The organism is Pseudomonas sp. PS01301, assembly GCF_029960215.1.
GTDB lineage: Bacteria > Pseudomonadota > Gammaproteobacteria > Pseudomonadales > Pseudomonadaceae > Aquipseudomonas > Aquipseudomonas coleopterorum.
In genome coordinates this window covers 1-18,693 of the sequence record NZ_JASCPM010000030.1, presented here as the reverse complement: position 1 = coordinate 18,693, position 18,693 = coordinate 1, and the positions used below count along the sequence as shown (strand labels likewise).

15 protein-coding genes are annotated in these 18,693 nt (G+C 61.6%); 2 read left to right on the top strand and 13 right to left on the bottom strand.

The features are described 5' to 3' along the window. The 5 genes from tpiA to rlmE all read right to left on the bottom strand — a co-directional run bounded on the left by tpiA (window position 1) and on the right by rlmE (window position 5,819). On the bottom strand, window positions 1-756 hold the full coding sequence (tpiA, locus tag QMX89_RS15705; RefSeq protein ID WP_122743199.1) for a triose-phosphate isomerase: 756 nt from the start codon (window positions 754-756) through the stop codon (window positions 1-3). A 66-nt stretch (window positions 757-822) separates the two neighbouring features. Next, window positions 823-2,163 carry a phosphoglucosamine mutase gene (gene glmM / locus QMX89_RS15700; RefSeq protein ID WP_049858668.1) on the bottom strand — a complete coding sequence of 447 codons (1,341 nt, stop codon included), beginning with the start codon at window positions 2,161-2,163 and terminating at the stop codon, window positions 823-825. Between the two features lie 16 nt (window positions 2,164-2,179). Further along, on the bottom strand, window positions 2,180-3,031 hold the full coding sequence (gene folP / locus QMX89_RS15695) for a dihydropteroate synthase (RefSeq protein ID WP_282348895.1): 852 nt from the start codon (window positions 3,029-3,031) through the stop codon (window positions 2,180-2,182). Between the two features lie 35 nt (window positions 3,032-3,066). After that, a complete protein-coding gene (gene ftsH, locus QMX89_RS15690; protein ID WP_049858666.1) occupies window positions 3,067-4,977 on the bottom strand; it encodes an ATP-dependent zinc metalloprotease FtsH in 1,911 nt (636 codons plus the stop codon). 197 nt (window positions 4,978-5,174) lie between these two features. Further along, window positions 5,175-5,819: a 23S rRNA (uridine(2552)-2'-O)-methyltransferase RlmE gene (rlmE, locus tag QMX89_RS15685; protein ID WP_049858665.1), complete on the bottom strand. Its 645-nt coding sequence runs from the start codon at window positions 5,817-5,819 to the stop codon at window positions 5,175-5,177. 100 nt (window positions 5,820-5,919) lie between these two features. Here rlmE and QMX89_RS15680 point away from each other — a divergent pair, with 100 nt between their 5' ends. Continuing rightward, the gene (locus QMX89_RS15680) at window positions 5,920-6,228 is read left to right on the top strand and encodes a YhbY family RNA-binding protein (RefSeq protein ID WP_049858703.1); all 309 of its coding nucleotides are present in this window, start codon (window positions 5,920-5,922) and stop codon (window positions 6,226-6,228) included. Window positions 6,229-6,243: 15 nt separating this feature from the next. On the opposite strand, the gene QMX89_RS15675 is transcribed toward QMX89_RS15680, so the two are convergent. The 8 genes from QMX89_RS15675 to grpE form a co-directional block, all read right to left on the bottom strand. Beyond that, entirely contained in the window at window positions 6,244-6,594 is a 351-nt protein-coding gene (locus QMX89_RS15675) for an MFS transporter (protein ID WP_282348916.1), read from the bottom strand. A 73-nt stretch (window positions 6,595-6,667) separates the two neighbouring features. After that, the gene (gene greA, locus QMX89_RS15670; protein WP_043190787.1) at window positions 6,668-7,144 is read right to left on the bottom strand and encodes a transcription elongation factor GreA; all 477 of its coding nucleotides are present in this window, start codon (window positions 7,142-7,144) and stop codon (window positions 6,668-6,670) included. Next, window positions 7,141-10,362: a carbamoyl-phosphate synthase large subunit gene (gene carB / locus QMX89_RS15665; RefSeq protein ID WP_049858663.1), complete on the bottom strand. Its 3,222-nt coding sequence runs from the start codon at window positions 10,360-10,362 to the stop codon at window positions 7,141-7,143. The genes greA and carB overlap by 4 nt, the downstream gene beginning before the upstream one ends. Window positions 10,363-10,488: 126 nt before the next feature. Further along, a complete protein-coding gene (carA, locus tag QMX89_RS15660; protein ID WP_122743197.1) occupies window positions 10,489-11,625 on the bottom strand; it encodes a glutamine-hydrolyzing carbamoyl-phosphate synthase small subunit in 1,137 nt (378 codons plus the stop codon). 348 nt (window positions 11,626-11,973) lie between these two features. Beyond that, window positions 11,974-12,777 (bottom strand): 4-hydroxy-tetrahydrodipicolinate reductase, encoded by an 804-nt coding sequence (gene dapB, locus QMX89_RS15655; protein WP_056845240.1) that lies wholly within the window; start codon window positions 12,775-12,777, stop codon window positions 11,974-11,976. Window positions 12,778-12,794: 17 nt separating this feature from the next. Continuing rightward, complete coding sequence (gene dnaJ, locus QMX89_RS15650) at window positions 12,795-13,922, bottom strand: molecular chaperone DnaJ (protein ID WP_049858660.1); 1,128 nt, start codon at window positions 13,920-13,922, stop codon at window positions 12,795-12,797. A gap of 186 nt (window positions 13,923-14,108) precedes the next feature. After that, a complete protein-coding gene (gene dnaK, locus QMX89_RS15645) occupies window positions 14,109-16,082 on the bottom strand; it encodes a molecular chaperone DnaK (protein WP_269082545.1) in 1,974 nt (657 codons plus the stop codon). Between the two features lie 62 nt (window positions 16,083-16,144). Next, the gene (gene grpE / locus QMX89_RS15640) at window positions 16,145-16,711 is read right to left on the bottom strand and encodes a nucleotide exchange factor GrpE (protein WP_056845239.1); all 567 of its coding nucleotides are present in this window, start codon (window positions 16,709-16,711) and stop codon (window positions 16,145-16,147) included. Window positions 16,712-16,939: 228 nt separating this feature from the next. Between grpE and recN the strand changes: the two genes are divergently transcribed. Next, window positions 16,940-18,613: a DNA repair protein RecN gene (gene recN, locus QMX89_RS15635; protein ID WP_056845238.1), complete on the top strand. Its 1,674-nt coding sequence runs from the start codon at window positions 16,940-16,942 to the stop codon at window positions 18,611-18,613. The last annotated feature ends 80 nt before the right edge of the window (window positions 18,614-18,693 follow it).

Sequence of the window (18,693 nt, the reverse complement as noted above, 5' to 3'; positions counted from 1 at the left end):
TCAGTTTCCCGCGGCGCGACAGATCGCACCGAAATCATCTGCATTCAGGGAAGCACCACCAATCAGGCCCCCATCGATATCCGGCATGCCGAACAGTTCGGCCGCATTGGCCGCTTTGACGCTACCGCCGTACAACAGCCGCACAGCTTGTGCGACCTTGGCATCTTCTGCCGTCAACTGGGCGCGGATGGCAGCGTGCACATCCTGAGCCTGTTGCGGCGTGGCCGTCAGCCCGGTGCCAATGGCCCAGACCGGTTCGTAGGCGATCACCGCACGGATGAACGCTTCGATACCCAGGGCTGTAACCACACTGCCCAGCTGACGACCTACAATATCCAATGTCTGACCGGCTTCGCGCTCTTCCAGGGTTTCCCCTATGCAAAGCACTGGCGTCAGGCCGGCCGCTTGCGCGGCGCGGAATTTCTCGATCAGCTGCTGCTCACCTTCGCCGATGACCTGGCGACGCTCGGAATGGCCGATCAGTACCAGTGAACACCCGGCATCGACCAACTGGCTCGAAGCCGTTTCACCGGTCAGCGCACCCTGCTCGGCCTGAACCGCGCAGTTTTGAGCACCGACGGCGACCTTGCTCCCCTGCAGACCCTCGACCACACGGTCGATGAACAGCAGAGGTGGGAACACCGCAACCTCGACAGAGTCGGGCAAGGACTGATCAGACAGACCCTTGATCAGCTCAGCGACGCTGGCGCGGGTACCATGCATTTTCCAGTTACCAGCTACCATGGGGCGACGCATGCTGTACCTCGTCGATCAAAGTGGGCGCAGATGTTACCCAACGCAACGTTCACTGGCAAGCCGTATTCAGGCGCAAACTTCACTCACCAGTCTGGCAAGCTCATCGGCATAGCCACGCACGACCTTTTCGTCGTCGCCTTCGACCATTACCCGCACCAACGGCTCGGTACCGGACTTGCGCAACAGCACCCGCCCACGGCCACCCATGGCCTGGGTGACGCGCTCGCACGCCTCCTTGACCGACGGATGCTCGACCGGATTGACGTCGCCACCGGCGAAGCGCACGTTGACCAATACCTGAGGGCACTTGCGCAGCCCTTGGCGGGCATGGGCAAGGGTTTCATCACGACGCTTGAGGGCCAGCAGCACCTGCAACGCAGCAATGATCGCGTCACCCGTGGTGGTGTGATGGCAACAGACGATGTGTCCGGAATTCTCGCCGCCCAGCTGCCAGTCGCGCTCCTTGAGCTCGGCCATGACGTAGCGGTCGCCGACGCTGGCGCGCACGAACGGGATGGAGAGATCCTTGAAGGCCAACTCCAGCCCCAGGTTGCTCATCAGCGTCCCCACCACACCGCCGTGCAGCTTGCCGCGCTCCTGAAGGTCGCGGGCGATGATGAACAGCAGGTCGTCGCCATCGACGATAGCGCCGGTATGGTCGACCATCAGGACGCGGTCGCCGTCACCGTCGAACGCGATGCCCAGGTCCGCGTGCCCGATCAGTACGGCAGCCTGCAGCGCTTCCATGTGAGTGGAGCCACAGTTGTCGTTGATGTTCAGGCCGTCGGGCGCTGCGGACAGCACCGTGACCTGTGCACCCAGCTCGCGAAAGACGTTGGGGGCAACTTTGTAAGTGGCGCCATGCGCACAATCGATCACCAGTTTGAGACCGGCGAAATCGGTGGTGGTAGGCACACTGCTCTTGCAGAATTCGATGTAGCGACCAGCCGCGTCGTTGATGCGTGAAACCTTGCCCAGCTTGCTGGACTCGGCCACGGTCATGGGTGCATCCATGAGCTCTTCGATCATCGATTCGACTTCGTCAGGCAGTTTGGTGCCCTGACCGGAGAAGAACTTGATGCCGTTATCATCGTGCGGATTGTGCGAGGCGCTGATGACGATACCGGCCTCGGCGTGGAACGTGCGCGTCAGGTAGGCAATGGCAGGCGTTGGCATCGGGCCAAGCAGCAGCACGTCGGCGCCAGCCGCTGACAAGCCGGCCTCCAGCGCGGACTCGAACATGTAGCCGGAGATGCGCGTGTCCTTGCCGACCAGTACGCGGCAGGCGCCCATCTTGCGGAAAGCCATGCCCGCCGCCCAGCCCAGCTTGAGCATGAAGTCAGGGGTGATCGGGTACTCGCCGACACGGCCACGAATGCCGTCGGTGCCAAAATATTTCCTGCTCATAAGTACTCCGTAATTCTTATTCGGCCGCTTCAACGGCGGCGATCATCCGAACGACATCGATCGTTTCGGCCACATCGTGGACGCGCAGGATCTTTGCCCCCTTGGTCATCGCCAGGGCAGCCAGGGCCAAGCTGCCGTTGAGGCGCTCGGTCACGGGCTTGTTCAGGGCCAGGCCAACCATGCTCTTGCGCGAAACGCCCACCAGCAAGGGCCGCCCGAGCGCATGCAGTGCCTGCATATGCTTGAACAGGCTCAGGTTGTGCGCATGCGATTTGGCGAAGCCGAAGCCTGGGTCGAGGAGTATACGCTCAGCCGGGATGCCTGCCGAAGCGCAGGCTTGCATTCGTTCGAGCAAAAAGCTCGACACCTCGCCCAACAGGTCGTCGTAATGGGGATGATCCTGCATGGTGCCAGGCTCGCCCTGCATGTGCATCAGGCAAACCGGCAGGCCGGTGGCCGCCGCAGCGTCCAGCGCGCCGTCACGGCGTAGCGCACGCACATCGTTGATCAGGCCAGCGCCAAGCCGTGCACTTTCGCGCATGACGGCCGGAGTGGACGTGTCAACGGAGATGATCACATCGAGTTCGCGGCTGATCGCTTCTACCAATGGCGCGACACGCTCCAGCTCTTCGACCACGGAGACCGGGCGAGCACCCGGACGTGTCGACTCGCCACCGATGTCGATGAGAGTCGCACCTGCCTTGAACATTGCCTGCGCATGACGCAGGGCAAGATCGCGCTGGTTGAACCGGCCGCCATCGGAGAAAGAGTCGGGAGTGATATTGAGGATACCCATGACGTGCGTCTGGGTCAGATCTAGAACTCGGTTGCCGCAAGGCAACCGAGTGGGGTATTGCGAAGGGGTCATGTCAAACCTTAGGTATCAAGCGCGTGACGTCTGTTTCAGACTTCGGCCGCTGGACCACCGATGGGTGTCTCAGGACGCGGATCCGGTGCGATGGTGGTGCCCGAAGGACCCGAACCACCACCGGACCAGTCGCGAGGCTCACGTGGCGTACGGCCGGCCATGATGTCGTCGATCTGATCGGCATCGATCGTTTCGTACTTCATCAGTGCATCTGCCATCGCGTCCAGCTTGTCGCGGTTGTCGGTGAGGATCTGCTTGGCCGTGCCGTAGCACTGGTCGATGATGCTACGCACTTCGGAGTCGATCACTTTCGCGGTTTCACCCGATACCGCTGCTGCGCCACCACCGCCGCCACGACCCAGGTAGCCCTGGTCTTCGTCTTCGGCGTAGAGCAATGGGCCGAGCTTCTCGGACAGGCCCCACTTGGTCACCATGTTTCGGGCGATCTGGCTGGCACGCATGATGTCGTTGGAGGCACCGGTGGTGACGCCATCGAAGCCCAAGGTCATCTCTTCGGCGATACGGCCGCCATACAGCGAGCAGATCTGGCTAATCAGCGCACGCTTGGAGAGGCTGTAGCGATCCTCTTCAGGCAGGAACATGGTTACACCCAGGGCACGACCACGGGGAATGATCGAGACCTTGTAGACCGGATCGTGCTCCGGCACGACGCGACCAACGATGGCGTGGCCCGCTTCGTGATAGGCAGTGTTCTGCTTTTCCTTCTCGGACATGACCATGGTCTTGCGCTCGGCGCCCATCATGATCTTGTCCTTGGCGAGTTCGAACTCTTTCATCTCGACAAGGCGCTTGCCATTACGGGCAGCGAAAAGCGAAGCCTCGTTGACCAGGTTGGCCAGGTCGGCACCGGAGAAGCCTGGCGTGCCGCGAGCGATGACAGCAGGGTTCACGTCGTCGCCCAATGGCGCCTTCTTCATGTGGACCTTGAGAATCTGCTCGCGACCGCGGATGTCCGGCAGCCCTACCACGACCTGACGGTCGAAGCGGCCTGGACGCAGCAGCGCAGGGTCGAGCACGTCAGGACGGTTGGTCGCGGCAATGACGATGATGCCGTCATTCATTTCGAAACCGTCCATCTCGACCAGCAACTGGTTGAGCGTCTGCTCGCGTTCGTCGTGACCGCCACCCATGCCAGCGCCACGATGACGACCCACGGCATCGATTTCGTCGATGAAGATGATGCAGGGCGCATGCTTCTTGGCCTGCTCGAACATGTCACGCACACGGCTGGCACCGACGCCGACGAACATCTCGACGAAGTCCGAACCGGAAATGGTGAAGAACGGAACCTTGGCTTCACCGGCGATGGCCTTGGCCAGCAACGTCTTACCGGTACCGGGCGGGCCGACCATCAGCACGCCACGAGGGATACGACCGCCCAGGCGCTGGAACTTGCCTGGGTCGCGCAGGAACTCGACCAGCTCGCCAACTTCTTCCTTGGCTTCGTCGCAACCGGCGACGTCAGCCAGAGTGGTCTTGACCTGATCTTCGGACAGCAGGCGCGCCTTGCTCTTGCCGAAACTCATCGGGCCGCCCTTACCGCCCGCCCCGCCCTGCATCTGGCGCATGAAGAACATGAACACCGCGATGATCACCAGGATCGGGAAGCTGGCCACCAGGAGCTGGGTCCAGATGCTTTGCTGTTCAGGCTGCTTGCCTTCGACCACGACCTTGTTGTCCACCAGATCGCCGATCAGGCCGTTGTCCTGGATGGCGGGCCGGATGGTCTTGAAGGCATCGCCATCGGTGCGCTTGCCGGTGATGACATAGCCATCGACCGCAACGCGTTCGACCTTGCCGTCCTTCACCTGCTGGATGAAGTCGGAATAGTTGAGGGTCTGCGGCTCGTTGGGGCTGGAGAAGTTGTTCATGACCGTCACCAGGACGGCGGCGATGATCAACCACAGGATCAGATTCTTTGCCATATCGTTCAATTCGCTACCCTCTGAAGCCTGCTACCCGCAACCCGCGCAGGCGTGCTTCGCATGATGTTCACCGGCCAAACTTACTACATTGCCTGCGGCTCCGCAGGCGGCGTCTGTAACCTTTTGTGAAACTTTGACTGCGTAATCTTCGTTTATGCTCAGCATGCCGCGCCATTTAATAAAAGCTATCGACAGCCTCAGACCTCTTGGTCCGGCTTTTCCACACCCTTGAAACCGCGGGCCAGCAGGTACTGCTCGCGGGAGCGGTCACGGGACGAGGAAGGCTTGCGCATCTGTACCTTCTCGAACATCTGCCGAACGGTCTTGTGATACACGTCGAAGCCTTCACCCTGGAAGACCTTGATCAGGAAATCACCGCCCGGACGCAGGACCCGGCTGGCCAGGTCGAGCGCCAGCTCGCAGAGAAACATCGCACGAGGCATGTCGACTGCGGCCAGTCCACTCATATTGGGGGCCATATCGGAAATCACAAGGTCGACTTCCGAATTGCCGACGGCTGCCAGGATCTGCGCCAACACCGCGTCTTCGGTGAAATCGCCCTGAATGAAGGTGACATCGGGGATGCTGTCCATTTCCAGGATGTCGGACGCAATTAGGCGACCCTGGCCACCAATCAGACGACTGGTCACCTGGGACCAGCCGCCGGGTGCTGCGCCCAGGTCGATGACGCTCATGCCGGGACGGATCAGGCGGTCGCGTTCCTGTATTTCCAGCAGCTTGTAGCTTGCACGCGAACGATACCCGTCTTTCTGCGCCATCTTGACGTAGGGATCGTTGAAGTGTTCTTTCAGCCAATTGAGGCTTGTCTTGGAACGGGCCACGGGGCACCTCGAATAACGGGTCGTGATTAACTGGGCGGAGCCGAGGGCGCTCGGGTAAACTGGCCGCCGCTTTTTACAAGATCAGATGAAGGGTCAGATTATGCCGCTCACTCAGGAGCAGAAGAAACAGTACAAATCGATTGGTCACCATCTCAAGCCGGTTTTGATGGTTGCCGACAACGGTTTGACTGAAGGTGTTTTAGCAGAATTCGAACGCGCCTTGAGCGATCACGAGCTGATCAAGATCAAACTCAACATCCTCGACCGCGAACAACGCCTGCAAGCCGTTGCCGAACTGTGCAAGGTCGGCCGTGCCGATCTGGTCCAGGTCATCGGCAAGATGGCACTGGTTTACCGCAAGAACCCGCAAGTGAACAAGCAGCTGTCGAACGTGCATCGATTCCGCTGATGCTCATGCCGATCCTCAAGGTCGCGCCCTGCGCGCCCTCGAGGGCACCGGCTGCACTACCAGCACCAGGCCGGTAACGCCCGCCACCAGATAGCACAACAACTGCCAGCGCACTGCATCGGCCAGCATCCAGGCCACGGCGAAGTACGCCGCGCACGCCACCAATACCGCCCACAACAGCTGCCCGCGCGCGTCGCGCACAAGGCACGCCGCACCCTGCAATCGTGCCAGCAACAGCAGTTGCAGCACCGCGCAGGAACCGGCGAACCCCATCAGCATGGAGCCTGTCTGGCTACCGATGTCTTCCACCAGCAGCGGCGCGAGGCCTACCTTTACCAGCGCTGGCAGGACACCGAAATGCAGCATCCACAGGCCACCGACCCAAAGCGTCTGGGTCAGTTGCCAGATGACGGCGCTTACCTGCCGAGACTGCGGCCGATCAAATGTGGGCGACTTCGACAATCTCGTACTCGATCACGCCACCGGGCGTCTTCACGGTAACCACATCGCCCTCTTCCTTGGCGATCAGGGCACGTGCGATGGGCGAGCCATGGGACAGCTTGCCGCCCTTGATGTCGGCCTCGTCTTCACCCACGATCTTGTACTTCACGCGCTCGTCGGTCTCGACATTGGCGATTTCCACGGTCGTGCCGAAGATCACCTTGCCGGTTTTCGGAATCGTGGTGACGTCGATCACCACAGCATTCTGCAAACGGCCTTCGATGTCGCGGATGCGTGCCTCGACCATGCCCTGCTCCTCGCGGGCGGCGTGGTATTCGGCGTTTTCCTTGAGGTCGCCCAGTTCGCGCGCCTCACCGATGGCCTGACTCAAGCGCGGACGCTCGGTCTTGCTGAGAAACTCGTGTTCTTGCTCCAGGGCGCGATGGCCCTGGACGGTCATTGGATACTTGATCATGCGTTGAGTCCTGCGTGGAGATCCTGCAAACGGCGCACGGTCTTTTCCGGACCGAACTTCAGCGCTTCACAGATCGCTTCGCCAGCGGCAATGGTCGTGGTGCAGTAGATCTTGTGCTGCAAGGCGTTGCGACGGATCGAGTAAGAATCGGCGATCGATTGACGACCTTCGGTGGTGTTGATGATCAAGGTGACTTCGTCGTTCTTGATCATGTCGACCACGTGCGGACGGCCTTCGGTCACCTTGTTCACGCGACGTACTTTCAACCCGGCTTCTTCGATGACGCGCGCGGTGCCTGCGGTGGCGACCACTTCGAAGCCCAGGGCGATCAGGTCGCGAGCGACGCCTGCCACCAGCGGCTTGTCGTCGTCGCGAACACTGATGAACGCGGTGCCGCCGGTTGGCAATACTTCGCTGGCGCCCATCTGGGCCTTGGCGAAGGCTTCGCCGAAGGTGTCGCCGACGCCCATCACTTCACCGGTGGATTTCATTTCCGGGCCGAGGATCGGGTCGACGCCTGGGAACTTGGCGAACGGGAACACCGCTTCCTTGACGCTGTAGAAGTTGGGAATGATTTCCTGAGTGAAGCCGATTTCCTTGAGCGTCTTGCCGGCCATGACACGCGCCGCGATCATCGCCAGCGAGGTGCCGATGCACTTGGACACGAACGGCACGGTACGCGAGGCACGCGGGTTGACTTCGATCACGTAGATCTTGTCGCCCTGCAGGGCCAACTGCACGTTCATCAGGCCGATAACGCCCAGTTCCAAGGCCATCTTCTTGACCTGCTCGCGCACCTCGTCCTGCACGTGAGCCGGCAGCGAGTACGGTGGCAGCGAGCACGCCGAGTCACCGGAGTGAACGCCGGCCTGCTCGATGTGCTGCATGATCGCGCCGATGACCACATCGGTCCCGTCGCACACCGCGTCCACGTCCATCTCGATGGCGCAGTTGAGGAAGTGGTCGAGCAGCACCGGGCTGTCGTTGGAAACCTGCACGGCTTCACGCAGGTAGCGCTTGAGTTCGTCCAGCTCGTAGACGATTTCCATAGCACGGCCGCCCAGCACGTAGGAAGGACGCACGACCAGCGGATAACCGATGGTGCCGGCAGCACGAATGGCTTCTTCTTCGCTGCGCACAGTGGCGTTCGGCGGCTGCAGCAGGTTCAGGCGCTGGACCATCTGCTGGAAGCGCTCGCGGTCTTCGGCGCGGTCGATGGCGTCAGGGCTGGTGCCGATGATCGGCACGCCGGCTTCTTCCAGCGCGCGGGCCAGTTTCAGCGGGGTCTGGCCACCGTACTGGACGATGACACCCTTGGGCTTCTCGACGCGTACCACTTCCAGCACGTCTTCGAGCGTCAACGGCTCGAAGTACAGACGGTCGGAGGTGTCGTAGTCGGTGGAGACGGTTTCCGGGTTGCAGTTGACCATGATGGTCTCGTACCCGTCGGCGCGCAGGGCCAGGGCCGCGTGAACGCAGCAGTAGTCGAACTCGATGCCCTGGCCGATACGGTTCGGACCACCGCCCAGGATCATGATCTTGTCACGGTCCGACGGGTTGGCTTCGCACTCTTCCTCGTACGTGGAGTACAGGTAGGCGGTGTCGGTGGCGAACTCGGCGGCGCAGGTGTCGACGCGCTTGTAGACCGGGAAGATTTCCAGCTTGTGGCGGTGGCGACGCAGGTTCTTGTCGGTGATGCCCAGCAGCTTGGCCAGGCGCTGATCGGAGAAGCCCTTGCGCTTGAGGCGGAACATCAAGGCCTTGTCGATATCGGCCAGACCCAGGGTCTTGACCTTCTCTTCTTCCTTGATCAGGTCTTCCATCTGCACCAGGAACCAGCGGTCGATCATGGTCAGGTCGAAGATGGCGTCCACGCTCATGCCGGCGCGCATGGCGTCGGCGACGTACCAGATGCGCTCGGCGCCCGGCACGGTCAGTTCGCGCTTGAGGATGCCGCTGGCTTCAGGGCTGCTCAGGTCGACTTTCGGGTCCAGGCCGCAGACGCCCACTTCCAGGCCGCGCAAGGCTTTCTGCAGGGATTCCTGGAAGGTCCGGCCGATGGCCATGACTTCACCCACGGATTTCATCTGGGTGGTCAGGCGTGCGTCGGCCTTGGGGAATTTCTCGAAGGCGAAGCGTGGCAGCTTGGTGACGACGTAGTCGATCGACGGCTCGAAGGACGCCGGGGTCTTGCCGCCAGTGATGTCGTTCTGCAGTTCGTCGAGGGTGTAACCAACGGCGAGCTTGGCCGCGACCTTGGCGATCGGGAAACCGGTGGCCTTGGAAGCCAGCGCCGAGGAACGCGACACGCGCGGGTTCATCTCGATGACGACCATGCGGCCGGTGTTCGGGCAGATACCGAACTGCACGTTCGAACCGCCGGTTTCCACGCCGATCTCGCGCAGGACCGCCAGGGAGGCGTTGCGCAGGATCTGGTATTCCTTGTCGGTCAGGGTCTGCGCCGGTGCGACGGTGATCGAGTCACCGGTGTGCACGCCCATCGGGTCGAAGTTCTCGATCGAGCAGACGATGATGCAGTTGTCCTTTTTGTCGCGGACCACTTCCATCTCGTACTCTTTCCAGCCGATCAGCGATTCGTCGATCAGCAGTTCCTTGGTCGGCGACAGGTCCAGACCGCGGGCGCAGATTTCCTCGAATTCTTCACGGTTGTAGGCGATGCCGCCGCCGGTGCCGCCCATGGTGAACGAAGGACGAATGATGCATGGGAAGCCGAGCTTCTCGAGGACTGCGTTGGCTTCTTCCATGCTGTGGGCGATGCCCGAGCGCGGGCAGGCCAGGCCGATGGATTTCATGGCCTTGTCGAAGCGCGAACGGTCTTCGGCCTTGTCGATGGTGTCGGCGTTGGCACCGATCATTTCCACGCCGAACTTGGCCAGCACGCCTTCGCGCTCCAGGTCCAGGGCACAGTTCAGGGCAGTCTGGCCACCCATGGTCGGCAGCACGGCGTCCGGACGTTCCTTCTCGATGATCTTGGCCACGGTCTGCCATTTGATCGGTTCGATGTAGGTGGCGTCGGCCATGTCCGGGTCGGTCATGATGGTGGCCGGGTTGGAGTTGACCAGGATGACGCGGTAACCCTCTTCGCGCAGGGCCTTGCAGGCCTGGGCGCCGGAGTAGTCGAATTCGCAGGCCTGGCCGATGACGATCGGGCCGGCACCAAGAATCAGGATGCTTTTCAAGTCTGTACGTTTTGGCATGGTTCTCACTCAATTGCGCAGTTCAGCCGGCTGCCCGCCTGGACTTTATTGGGCGGCGCCCTGGCGGCCTGTCCGTCTTCGACGGGGCCAGCCGGGGCGCGCGTTACACACGGGTCCGAAAGGAAATCAGCGGCGTTTGGCCATCGATTCGATGAAGCGGTCGAACAGTGGCGAGACGTCGTTGGGGCCAGGGCTGGCTTCAGGGTGACCCTGGAAGCTGAAGGCGGCCTTGTCGGTCAGCTCGATGCCCTGCAGGGTGCCATCGAACAGCGATTTGTGGATCGCACGCACATTGCTCGGCAGCGTCGCCTCGTCTACCGCGAAACCATGGTTCTGGCTGGTGATCATCACCACGCCGCTGTCGACGTCCTGCACCGGGTGGTTGGCGCCGTGGTGGCCGTGACCCATCTTGACGGTCTTGGCGCCGGCGGCCAGGGCCAGCAGCTGGTGACCCAGGCAGATGCCGAAGACCGGAATCTCGGTCTGCAGCACTTCCTTGATCGCCTGGATAGCGTAGTCGCAGGGCTCCGGATCGCCAGGGCCGTTGGACAGGAACACGCCATCGGGGTTGAGCGCAAGCACGTCGGCGGCCGGGGTTTGCGCAGGTACTACGGTCAGGTGGCAGCCGCGCTCGACGAGCATGCGCAGGATGTTGACCTTGACGCCGTAGTCATAGGCAACCACGTGATACGGCAATTCACTGTTGGGCACGTCGGGGTGGCTGTCGGACTTGAGGTCCCAGACACTGGAACGCCACTGGTAGGTGTCCTTGGTGCTGACTTCCTTGGCCAGGTCCATGCCCTTGAGGCCAGGGAAGGCGCGAGCGGCGGCGATGGCGGCCTCTTCGCTGATGTCGTCACCGGCCATGATGCAGCCGTTCTGCGCGCCCTTCTCACGCAGGATGCGGGTCAGGCGGCGAGTATCGATGCCGGCGATGGCGACGACATTGTTGGCTTTCAGGTATTCGTCCAGGGACAGCGTGTTGCGCCAGTTGCTGGCAACCAGTGGCAGGTCGCGGATCACCAGGCCTGCGGACCAGACGCGATCGGACTCGGCGTCCTCGGGCGTGGTGCCGGTGTTGCCGATGTGGGGGTAGGTCAGGGTAACGATTTGCTGGGCATAGGAAGGATCGGTAAGGATTTCCTGATAGCCGGTCATGGCGGTGTTGAACACCACCTCACCAACGGTTTGCCCGTCGGCTCCAATGGCTTCGCCGCGAAAGATGCTGCCATCGGCAAGGGCGAGTATGGCTGGCTTAGTCAAGAAGACCTCCCGTAAATAAAGCCTGAAAGGGCGATCGCAGGTTGTAAAAAAGCGGAATGCCGTATGGATACGTCACCCCGCTTCTTTTCATCGAATTATCTGCGCGCTTTTAGTGGACACACTAAAGCTGTAGCTTACAGAAAAGAGGGGTTTTGGTCTACCGCGAATGCGGTGACGTGTTGGGAAAATGCGACTTGCGCAACGCGGGAGACAGTGGAGATGCTTGAGGCCCCTGTAGGAGCGGTCATTGGCCGCGAACCAGACACCGCAGTGTTTCAGCAAGACTGCGGCGCCTGGTTCGCGGCCGATGACCGCTCCTACGGGAGGAGCAAGCCGGGCACATTTGGATCAATGCAGGTCGAGCACATCCTGCATGTCGTAGAAGCCTGGGGCACGGCCGTCGAGCCAGAGGGCGGCGCGTACCGCACCCTTGGCGAACGTCATGCGGCTGGAGGCCTTGTGGGTGATCTCGACGCGCTCGCCGTCAGCGGCGAACAGCACGGTGTGGTCACCCACCACGTCACCGGCACGCACGGTGGCGAAACCGATGGTCTGACGCTCGCGCGCACCGGTCTGGCCTTCACGGCCGTAGACCGCCACTTGCTTGAGGTCGCGACCCAAGGCATTGGCAACCACTTCACCCATGCGCACGGCCGTGCCCGACGGGGCGTCGACCTTGTGCCGATGATGGGCTTCCATGATCTCGATGTCGACATCGTCACCCAACACCCGTGCAGCGGTGTCGAGCAGCTTCAGGCACAGGTTGACGCCGACGCTGAAGTTGGCGGCGAAGACGATCGGAATGTCCTTGCCCGCCTCGGCCAGCAACGCCTTCTCCTCGGGACTGAAACCCGTCGTGCCGATGACCATGGCCTTGCCCGCCTTACGGCAGAACGCCAGGTTTTTCAGGGTCACGGTTGGGTGAGTGAAGTCGATCAATACATCGAATTCTTCCGCCACCTTCGCCACGTCACCCGACAACGGCACGCCGATACGACCCAGCGCCGCCAGCTCACCGGCATCGGCGCCGACCAGCGTGCTGTCCGGCCGATCAATCGCAGCAGTCAGACCGGCGCCGGGCGCCAGCTGGACCGCTTCGATCAGCGTCTTGCCCATGCGCCCGGCGGCGCCCATCACAGCTATACGTCGCATGCTCGAATCCTTATGCCTTACAGGTCGCCGAAGAAACGCTTCACACCCTCGAACCAACCATTGGCCTTGGGCGAATGGGATTCGTCGCCTTCCAGCGAAGTGCGGAATTCTTCCAACAACTCACGCTGACGGCGGTTGAGGTTGACGGGGGTTTCCACCGCCACTCGGCACATCAGGTCGCCAGCACCACCGCCACGCACGGGCGCAACGCCCTTGCCACGCAGACGGAACTGCTTGCCGGTCTGGGTGCCTTCCGGAATCTTCAGCTTGACCCGACCGTCGAGGGTCGGCACTTCCAGCTCGCCGCCCAGGGCCGCATCGGTGAAGCTGATCGGCACTTCGCAGTACAGGTGCTTGCCGTCGCGCTGGAAGATCGCGTGCTCGCGCACGTTGATGACCACGTACAGATCGCCGGTCGGACCGCCCTGCATGCCCGCCTCGCCTTCGCCGGAGAGGCGAATGCGGTCGCCGGTGTCGACGCCCGAAGGCACCTTGACCGAGAGGGTCTTGTACTCTTCGACACGGCCTTCGCCGTGGCACGAATCGCACGGGTCGGAGATGATCTTGCCCTGGCCATGGCAGCGCGGGCAGGTCTGCTGCACAGAGAAGAAGCCCTGCTGCATGCGCACCTGGCCGATACCGCCACAGGTTGGGCAGGTGATCGGCGCCGAGCCCTTCTTCGCGCCACTGCCGTCGCAGGGCTTGCAGTTGACCAGCGTCGGCACACGGATACTGACCGTGGTGCCGCGTACGGCTTCTTCCAGGTTCAGCTCGAGCGTGTAGCGCAGGTCGCTGCCACGCTGGGCGCCACCGCGGCCATTGCCGCCACGGCCGCCACCGAAGAAATCGCTGAACACATCGCCGAAGATGTCGGAGAAATTTTGCCCGCCGAAGCCCTGACCACCGCCACCCATGCTCGGGTCGACGCCGGCATGACCGTACTGGTCGTATGCCGCGCGCTTGCTGGCGTCGGACAGTACTTCGTAGGCCTCGTTGGCCTCCTTGAAGGCTTCTTCGGATTCCTTGCTGTCGGGGTTGCGATCCGGGTGATGCTTCATCGCGAGGCGGCGATAGGCCTTCTTCAGATCCGCTTCGCTGGAGCCTCGCTCCACCCCCAGAACCTCGTAATAGTCACGCTTTGCCATAAGTCTTTTTACTCTTTTGGGAGCCAGCACGCAGGGGCGCCGCTGACCGCGCCGCCAACATCCGATCGCTGTCGCATGTTGTTAAAATTCGTGTATTCCAGACACGCCAACGCGGGAGCAAGCCCCCGCGCGGCGACATCCTACCAGTCACCGTGCGAGCACAGTCAACCGGCCGACCAACAAGAATTACTTGTTGTCTTTGACTTCTTCGAATTCGGCATCGACGACGTCGTCGTGCTTGCCGGCTTCTTCTGCTGGTTGAGCAGCGGCGCCTTCAGGCTTCTCGGCCTGTTCGGCGTACATCTTCTGTGCCACTGGAGCGGAGACCTTGGACAGTTCTTCGACCTTGGCATCGATCGCTGCCTTGTCGTCGCCCTTGACCGCAGTTTCCAGCGCCACGACGGCCGCTTCGATGGCAGTCTTCTCGTCGGCGGTGACCTTGTCACCTGCGTCAGCGACCATCTTGCGAGTCGAGTGCACCAGTGCATCACCCTGGTTGCGGGCAGCGGCCAGCTCTTCGAACTTGCGGTCTTCCTCGGCGTTGACTTCAGCGTCACGAACCATCTGCTGAATTTCGTCTTCGGACAGACCGGAGTTGGCCTTGATCACGATCGACTGAGTCTTGCCGGTGGCCTTGTCCTTCGCGCCGACGTGCAGGATGCCGTTGGCATCGATGTCGAAGGTCACTTCGATCTGCGGCACGCCACGTGGAGCCGGTGGAATCTCGGCCAGGTCGAACTTGCCCAGCGACTTGTTCTGCGCGGCTTGCTTGCGCTCACCCTGCAGGACATGGATGGTCACGGCGCCCTGGTTGTCGTCGGCAGTCGAGAATACCTGCGATTTCTTGGTAGGAATCGTGGTGTTCTTCTCGATCAGCGCGGTCATCACGCCACCCATGGTTTCGATACCCAGGGTCAGCGGGCTGACGTCGAGCAGCAGCACGTCTTTCACGTCACCGGCCAGAACGGCACCCTGGATGGCAGCACCCATGGCAACGGCTTCGTCAGGGTTGACGTCCTTGCGAGCTTCCTTACCGAAGAAATCGGTCACCAGCTTCTGTACCAGTGGCATACGGGTCTGACCACCGACCAGGATCACGTCGTTGATCGCGCCAACGTCGATACCGGCGTCTTTCATGGCGGTGCGGCAAGGCTCGATGGTGCGTTGAACCAGGTCTTCGACCAGCGATTCCAGCTTGGCGCGGGAGATCTTCACGTTCAAGTGCTTGGGACCGGTCGCGTCTGCAGTGATGTATGGCAGGTTGACGTCGGTCGACTGGCTCGAGGACAGTTCGATCTTGGCTTTTTCCGCAGCTTCCTTCAGGCGCTGCATGGCCAGCGGATCACCCTTGAGGTTCATGCCGCTTTCTTTCTTGAACTCGTCGACGAGGTAGTCGATCAGGCGGATGTCGAAGTCTTCACCACCCAGGAAGGTGTCGCCGTTGGTGGCCAACACTTCGAACTGGTGCTCGCCATCGACTTCGGCGATTTCGATCACGGACACGTCGAAGGTACCGCCACCCAGGTCATACACGATGACGGTGTGGTCGCCCTTGGCCTTGTCCATGCCGTATGCCAGCGCAGCGGCAGTCGGCTCGTTGATGATGCGCTTGACGTCCAGACCGGCAATACGACCGGCGTCTTTGGTGGCCTGACGCTGGCTGTCGTTGAAGTAGGCCGGTACGGTGATGACCGCTTCGGTCACCGCTTCGCCCAGGTAGTCTTCGGCGGTCTTCTTCATCTTTTTCAAGATTTCAGCCGAGATCTGTGGCGGAGCCATTTTGTTGCCGTTGACTTCAACCCAGGCGTCCTTGTTGTCGGCTTCGACAATCTTGTAAGGCACCATCTGGATGTCTTTCTGCACGACGTCTTCGGAGAAACGACGACCGATCAGACGCTTCACCGCGTACAGGGTGTTGTGCGGGTTGGTGACCGCCTGACGCTTGGCCGACTGACCGACGAGAATTTCGCCGTCGTTGGCGTACGCGATGATCGAAGGTGTGGTGCGAGCGCCTTCGGCGTTCTCGATGACCTTGGCCTTGCCGTTTTCCAGAATGGAGACGCAGGAGTTGGTGGTCCCCAGGTCGATACCGATAATCTTGCCCATGTTTCTTCTCCTGGCACTAAGGCCCGAAAATTTTGGATTTGGTTGCCGCGACAGTGGTGGCTGTCTGCGGTAGCACTTAAACGCTTGACACTAAGATGGGGGCCACTTGGCCGATTTCAAGCCTGCTCGTCGATCGAAGGCGAAACCGGTGCGGCGGCCTTGCTGACCACGACCATGGCCGGGCGCAGCAGGCGTCCATTGAGCTGATAGCCCTTCTGGAAAACTTTCAACACACTGTTGGGCTCGACGTCCGCGCTTTCCTGCATGGCCATGGCCTGATGATGCTCGGCGTTGAACGGCTGACCGTGCGGATCGATGGCTTCGAGGTTGTAACGCTTGAGCGTGTCCTGGAACATTTTCAGGGTCAGCTCCATGCCTTCGCGCATCGGACGGATGCTTTCGTCATCGGGGCTGGACAGCTCGATGCCGCGCTCCAGACTGTCGAGCACAGGCAGCAGGTCGCCGGCGAACTTCTCGAGGGCAAACTTGTGCGCCTTTTCCACGTCCTGGTCGGCGCGGCGGCGAACATTCTGCAGGTCGGCGGCTACGCGCAGGGACTGGTCCTGGGCGGCGGCGAGCTGCTCTTCGAGCAATTGCACGCGCGCAGTGAGGTCTTCGGCACCGGCGTCGGCAGCCTGATTAGCGTCTAGATTCTGATCGTCCAGGTTCTGTTCGTCAGCCATTGGTTCTCTCCTCTCGATTACGTCCGCGAGGTCGACTCGCGCTTCTGACCGGTATATGGGGTCGCAAATCCGCGCTTCAAGGGCTGACGACAAGCGGCGACACACGAGCTTTGCGGGTCAGCAATAAAAAATCCCGGGATCAGGCGAAAACGAGCTAAGGACGAATATTGTCAGCCCTGTATAAAACACTGTATAAATAACCAGACATTCATGCCTGGGGGCGGTCTTATGCTGGTGCACCTGTCCGTACACAACTATGCCATCGTCGAACATCTCGACCTCGAACTCGAGCGTGGGATGAGCGTGATCACGGGCGAAACTGGCGCCGGCAAATCGATCATGCTCGACGCGCTGGGCTTGGCCCTGGGCGATCGCGCCGACAGCGGCGTGGTTCGTCCGGGCGCCGACAAGGCCGACATCCTGGCCACGTTCGACCTGGTCGACATCCCCGAGGCCAGCGCCTGGCTGGCCGAGCGCGACCTGGAAACCGACGGCCCCTGCATTCTGCGCCGGGTGATCACCGCCAAGGGCGGTTCGCGCGGCTACATCAACGGCACCCCCTGCCCGCTGGGCGACCTCAAGTCTCTGGGCGAGCTGCTGATCGACATCCACAGCCAGCACGAGCACCAGTCGCTGCTCAAGACCGATACCCATCGCCGCCTGCTCGACGAATATGCCGGTGCCAGCGACCTGGCTCGCCAAGTGCAACTGGCCGCTCAGAAATGGCGGCAGACTCGCCAGGAACTCGAACGCCTGTCGGATTCCGGCGACGAGCAGCGCGCACGCCACCAACTGCTCAGCTATCAGCTGGAAGAGCTGGAGAATCTCGGCCTGGGTGAAAACGAGCTGGAGCAACTGGAGCAGGAACACAAGAACCTGACCAACGCCGAAGCGCTGTTCGGTATCTGCCGCCAGGTGATCGACCACTGCAGTGAAAACGATTCGGGCAACGTGCTCAGCGCGCTGACCGCCAGCCTGAATCGCCTGGGCGGCGTCAGCAATGCACCGAACGCACTGGGCGAAGCCGCCTCGATGCTGGCCACGGCGCAGATCCAGGTGGAAGAAGCGGTTGGCGAACTCAATCGCTTTCTCGATCACTTCGAAGCAGACCCGGCGCGTTTGCAGCACATCGAGGAACGCCTCGACACTATCTATACCCTGGCGCGCAAACACCGCGTACACCCGACCGAAGTGGTGGCGTTACAACACCGCTTGCTCGAAGAGCTGGAAGGCTTGAACGCCAGCGATGAATCGATCGAGCAACTGGGTGAGGAACTGGCAGCCTATGCCCGTCACTACCAGGAAAAAGCGCGTGAGCTGACCGGCTTGCGCACCCACGCAGCGGCGCAACTGGCCTCGGCGGTGGAAGTGGAAATCCAGCGTTTGGGCATGCCTGGCGGGCGCTTCACTATCGAGTTGCGCGCCAACGCCCATGAGGACTTGCATCCCAATGGTCTGGAGCAGGTCGAGCTACTGGTCAGCGCCAACCCGGGCCAGCCCATGAAGCCCCTGGCCAAGGTGGCTTCGGGTGGTGAGCTGTCGCGGATCAGTCTGGCGATCCAGGTGATCACGGCGCAGACCTCGCGGGTCCCGACGCTGGTGTTCGACGAAGTGGACGTGGGCATCGGCGGGCCTACCGCAGAAATCGTCGGCCAGTTGCTGCGTCGCCTGGGCGAACGTGGCCAGGTGTTGACCGTGACCCACCTGCCACAGGTGGCGGCTCAAGGGCATCATCACCTGTTCGTGCACAAGGTGCGTGGCAGCGACGAGACGCGCACGGCGGTGTCGAACCTGGGCAAGGGCGAGCGCGTGGAAGAAGTGGCGCGGATGCTGGGCGGGATCGATTTGACCAAGGAATCGCTGGCGCATGCCAAGAAGATGGTGGTGACGGCCAAGGGGTGATGGTGGCAGGTCCGGCCTCTTCGCGGGCAGAGCCCGCTCCCACATGAGGATGTGACACTATTCATTGTGGGAGCGGGCTC

Coding starts and splice junctions, on each gene's coding strand:
- tpiA (WP_122743199.1), bottom strand. CDS start 756: ATGCGTCGCCCCATGGTAGCTGGTAACTGGAAAATGCATGGTACCCGC.
- glmM (WP_049858668.1), bottom strand. CDS start 2,163: ATGAGCAGGAAATATTTTGGCACCGACGGCATTCGTGGCCGTGTCGGC.
- folP (WP_282348895.1), bottom strand. CDS start 3,031: ATGACCCCTTCGCAATACCCCACTCGGTTGCCTTGCGGCAACCGAGTT.
- ftsH (WP_049858666.1), bottom strand. CDS start 4,977: ATGGCAAAGAATCTGATCCTGTGGTTGATCATCGCCGCCGTCCTGGTG.
- QMX89_RS15680 (WP_049858703.1), top strand. CDS start 5,920: ATGCCGCTCACTCAGGAGCAGAAGAAACAGTACAAATCGATTGGTCAC.
- QMX89_RS15675 (WP_282348916.1), bottom strand. CDS start 6,594: ATGCTGCATTTCGGTGTCCTGCCAGCGCTGGTAAAGGTAGGCCTCGCG.
- greA (WP_043190787.1), bottom strand. CDS start 7,144: ATGATCAAGTATCCAATGACCGTCCAGGGCCATCGCGCCCTGGAGCAA.
- carB (WP_049858663.1), bottom strand. CDS start 10,362: ATGCCAAAACGTACAGACTTGAAAAGCATCCTGATTCTTGGTGCCGGC.
- dapB (WP_056845240.1), bottom strand. CDS start 12,777: ATGCGACGTATAGCTGTGATGGGCGCCGCCGGGCGCATGGGCAAGACG.
- dnaJ (WP_049858660.1), bottom strand. CDS start 13,922: ATGGCAAAGCGTGACTATTACGAGGTTCTGGGGGTGGAGCGAGGCTCC.
- grpE (WP_056845239.1), bottom strand. CDS start 16,711: ATGGCTGACGAACAGAACCTGGACGATCAGAATCTAGACGCTAATCAG.
- recN (WP_056845238.1), top strand. CDS start 16,940: ATGCTGGTGCACCTGTCCGTACACAACTATGCCATCGTCGAACATCTC.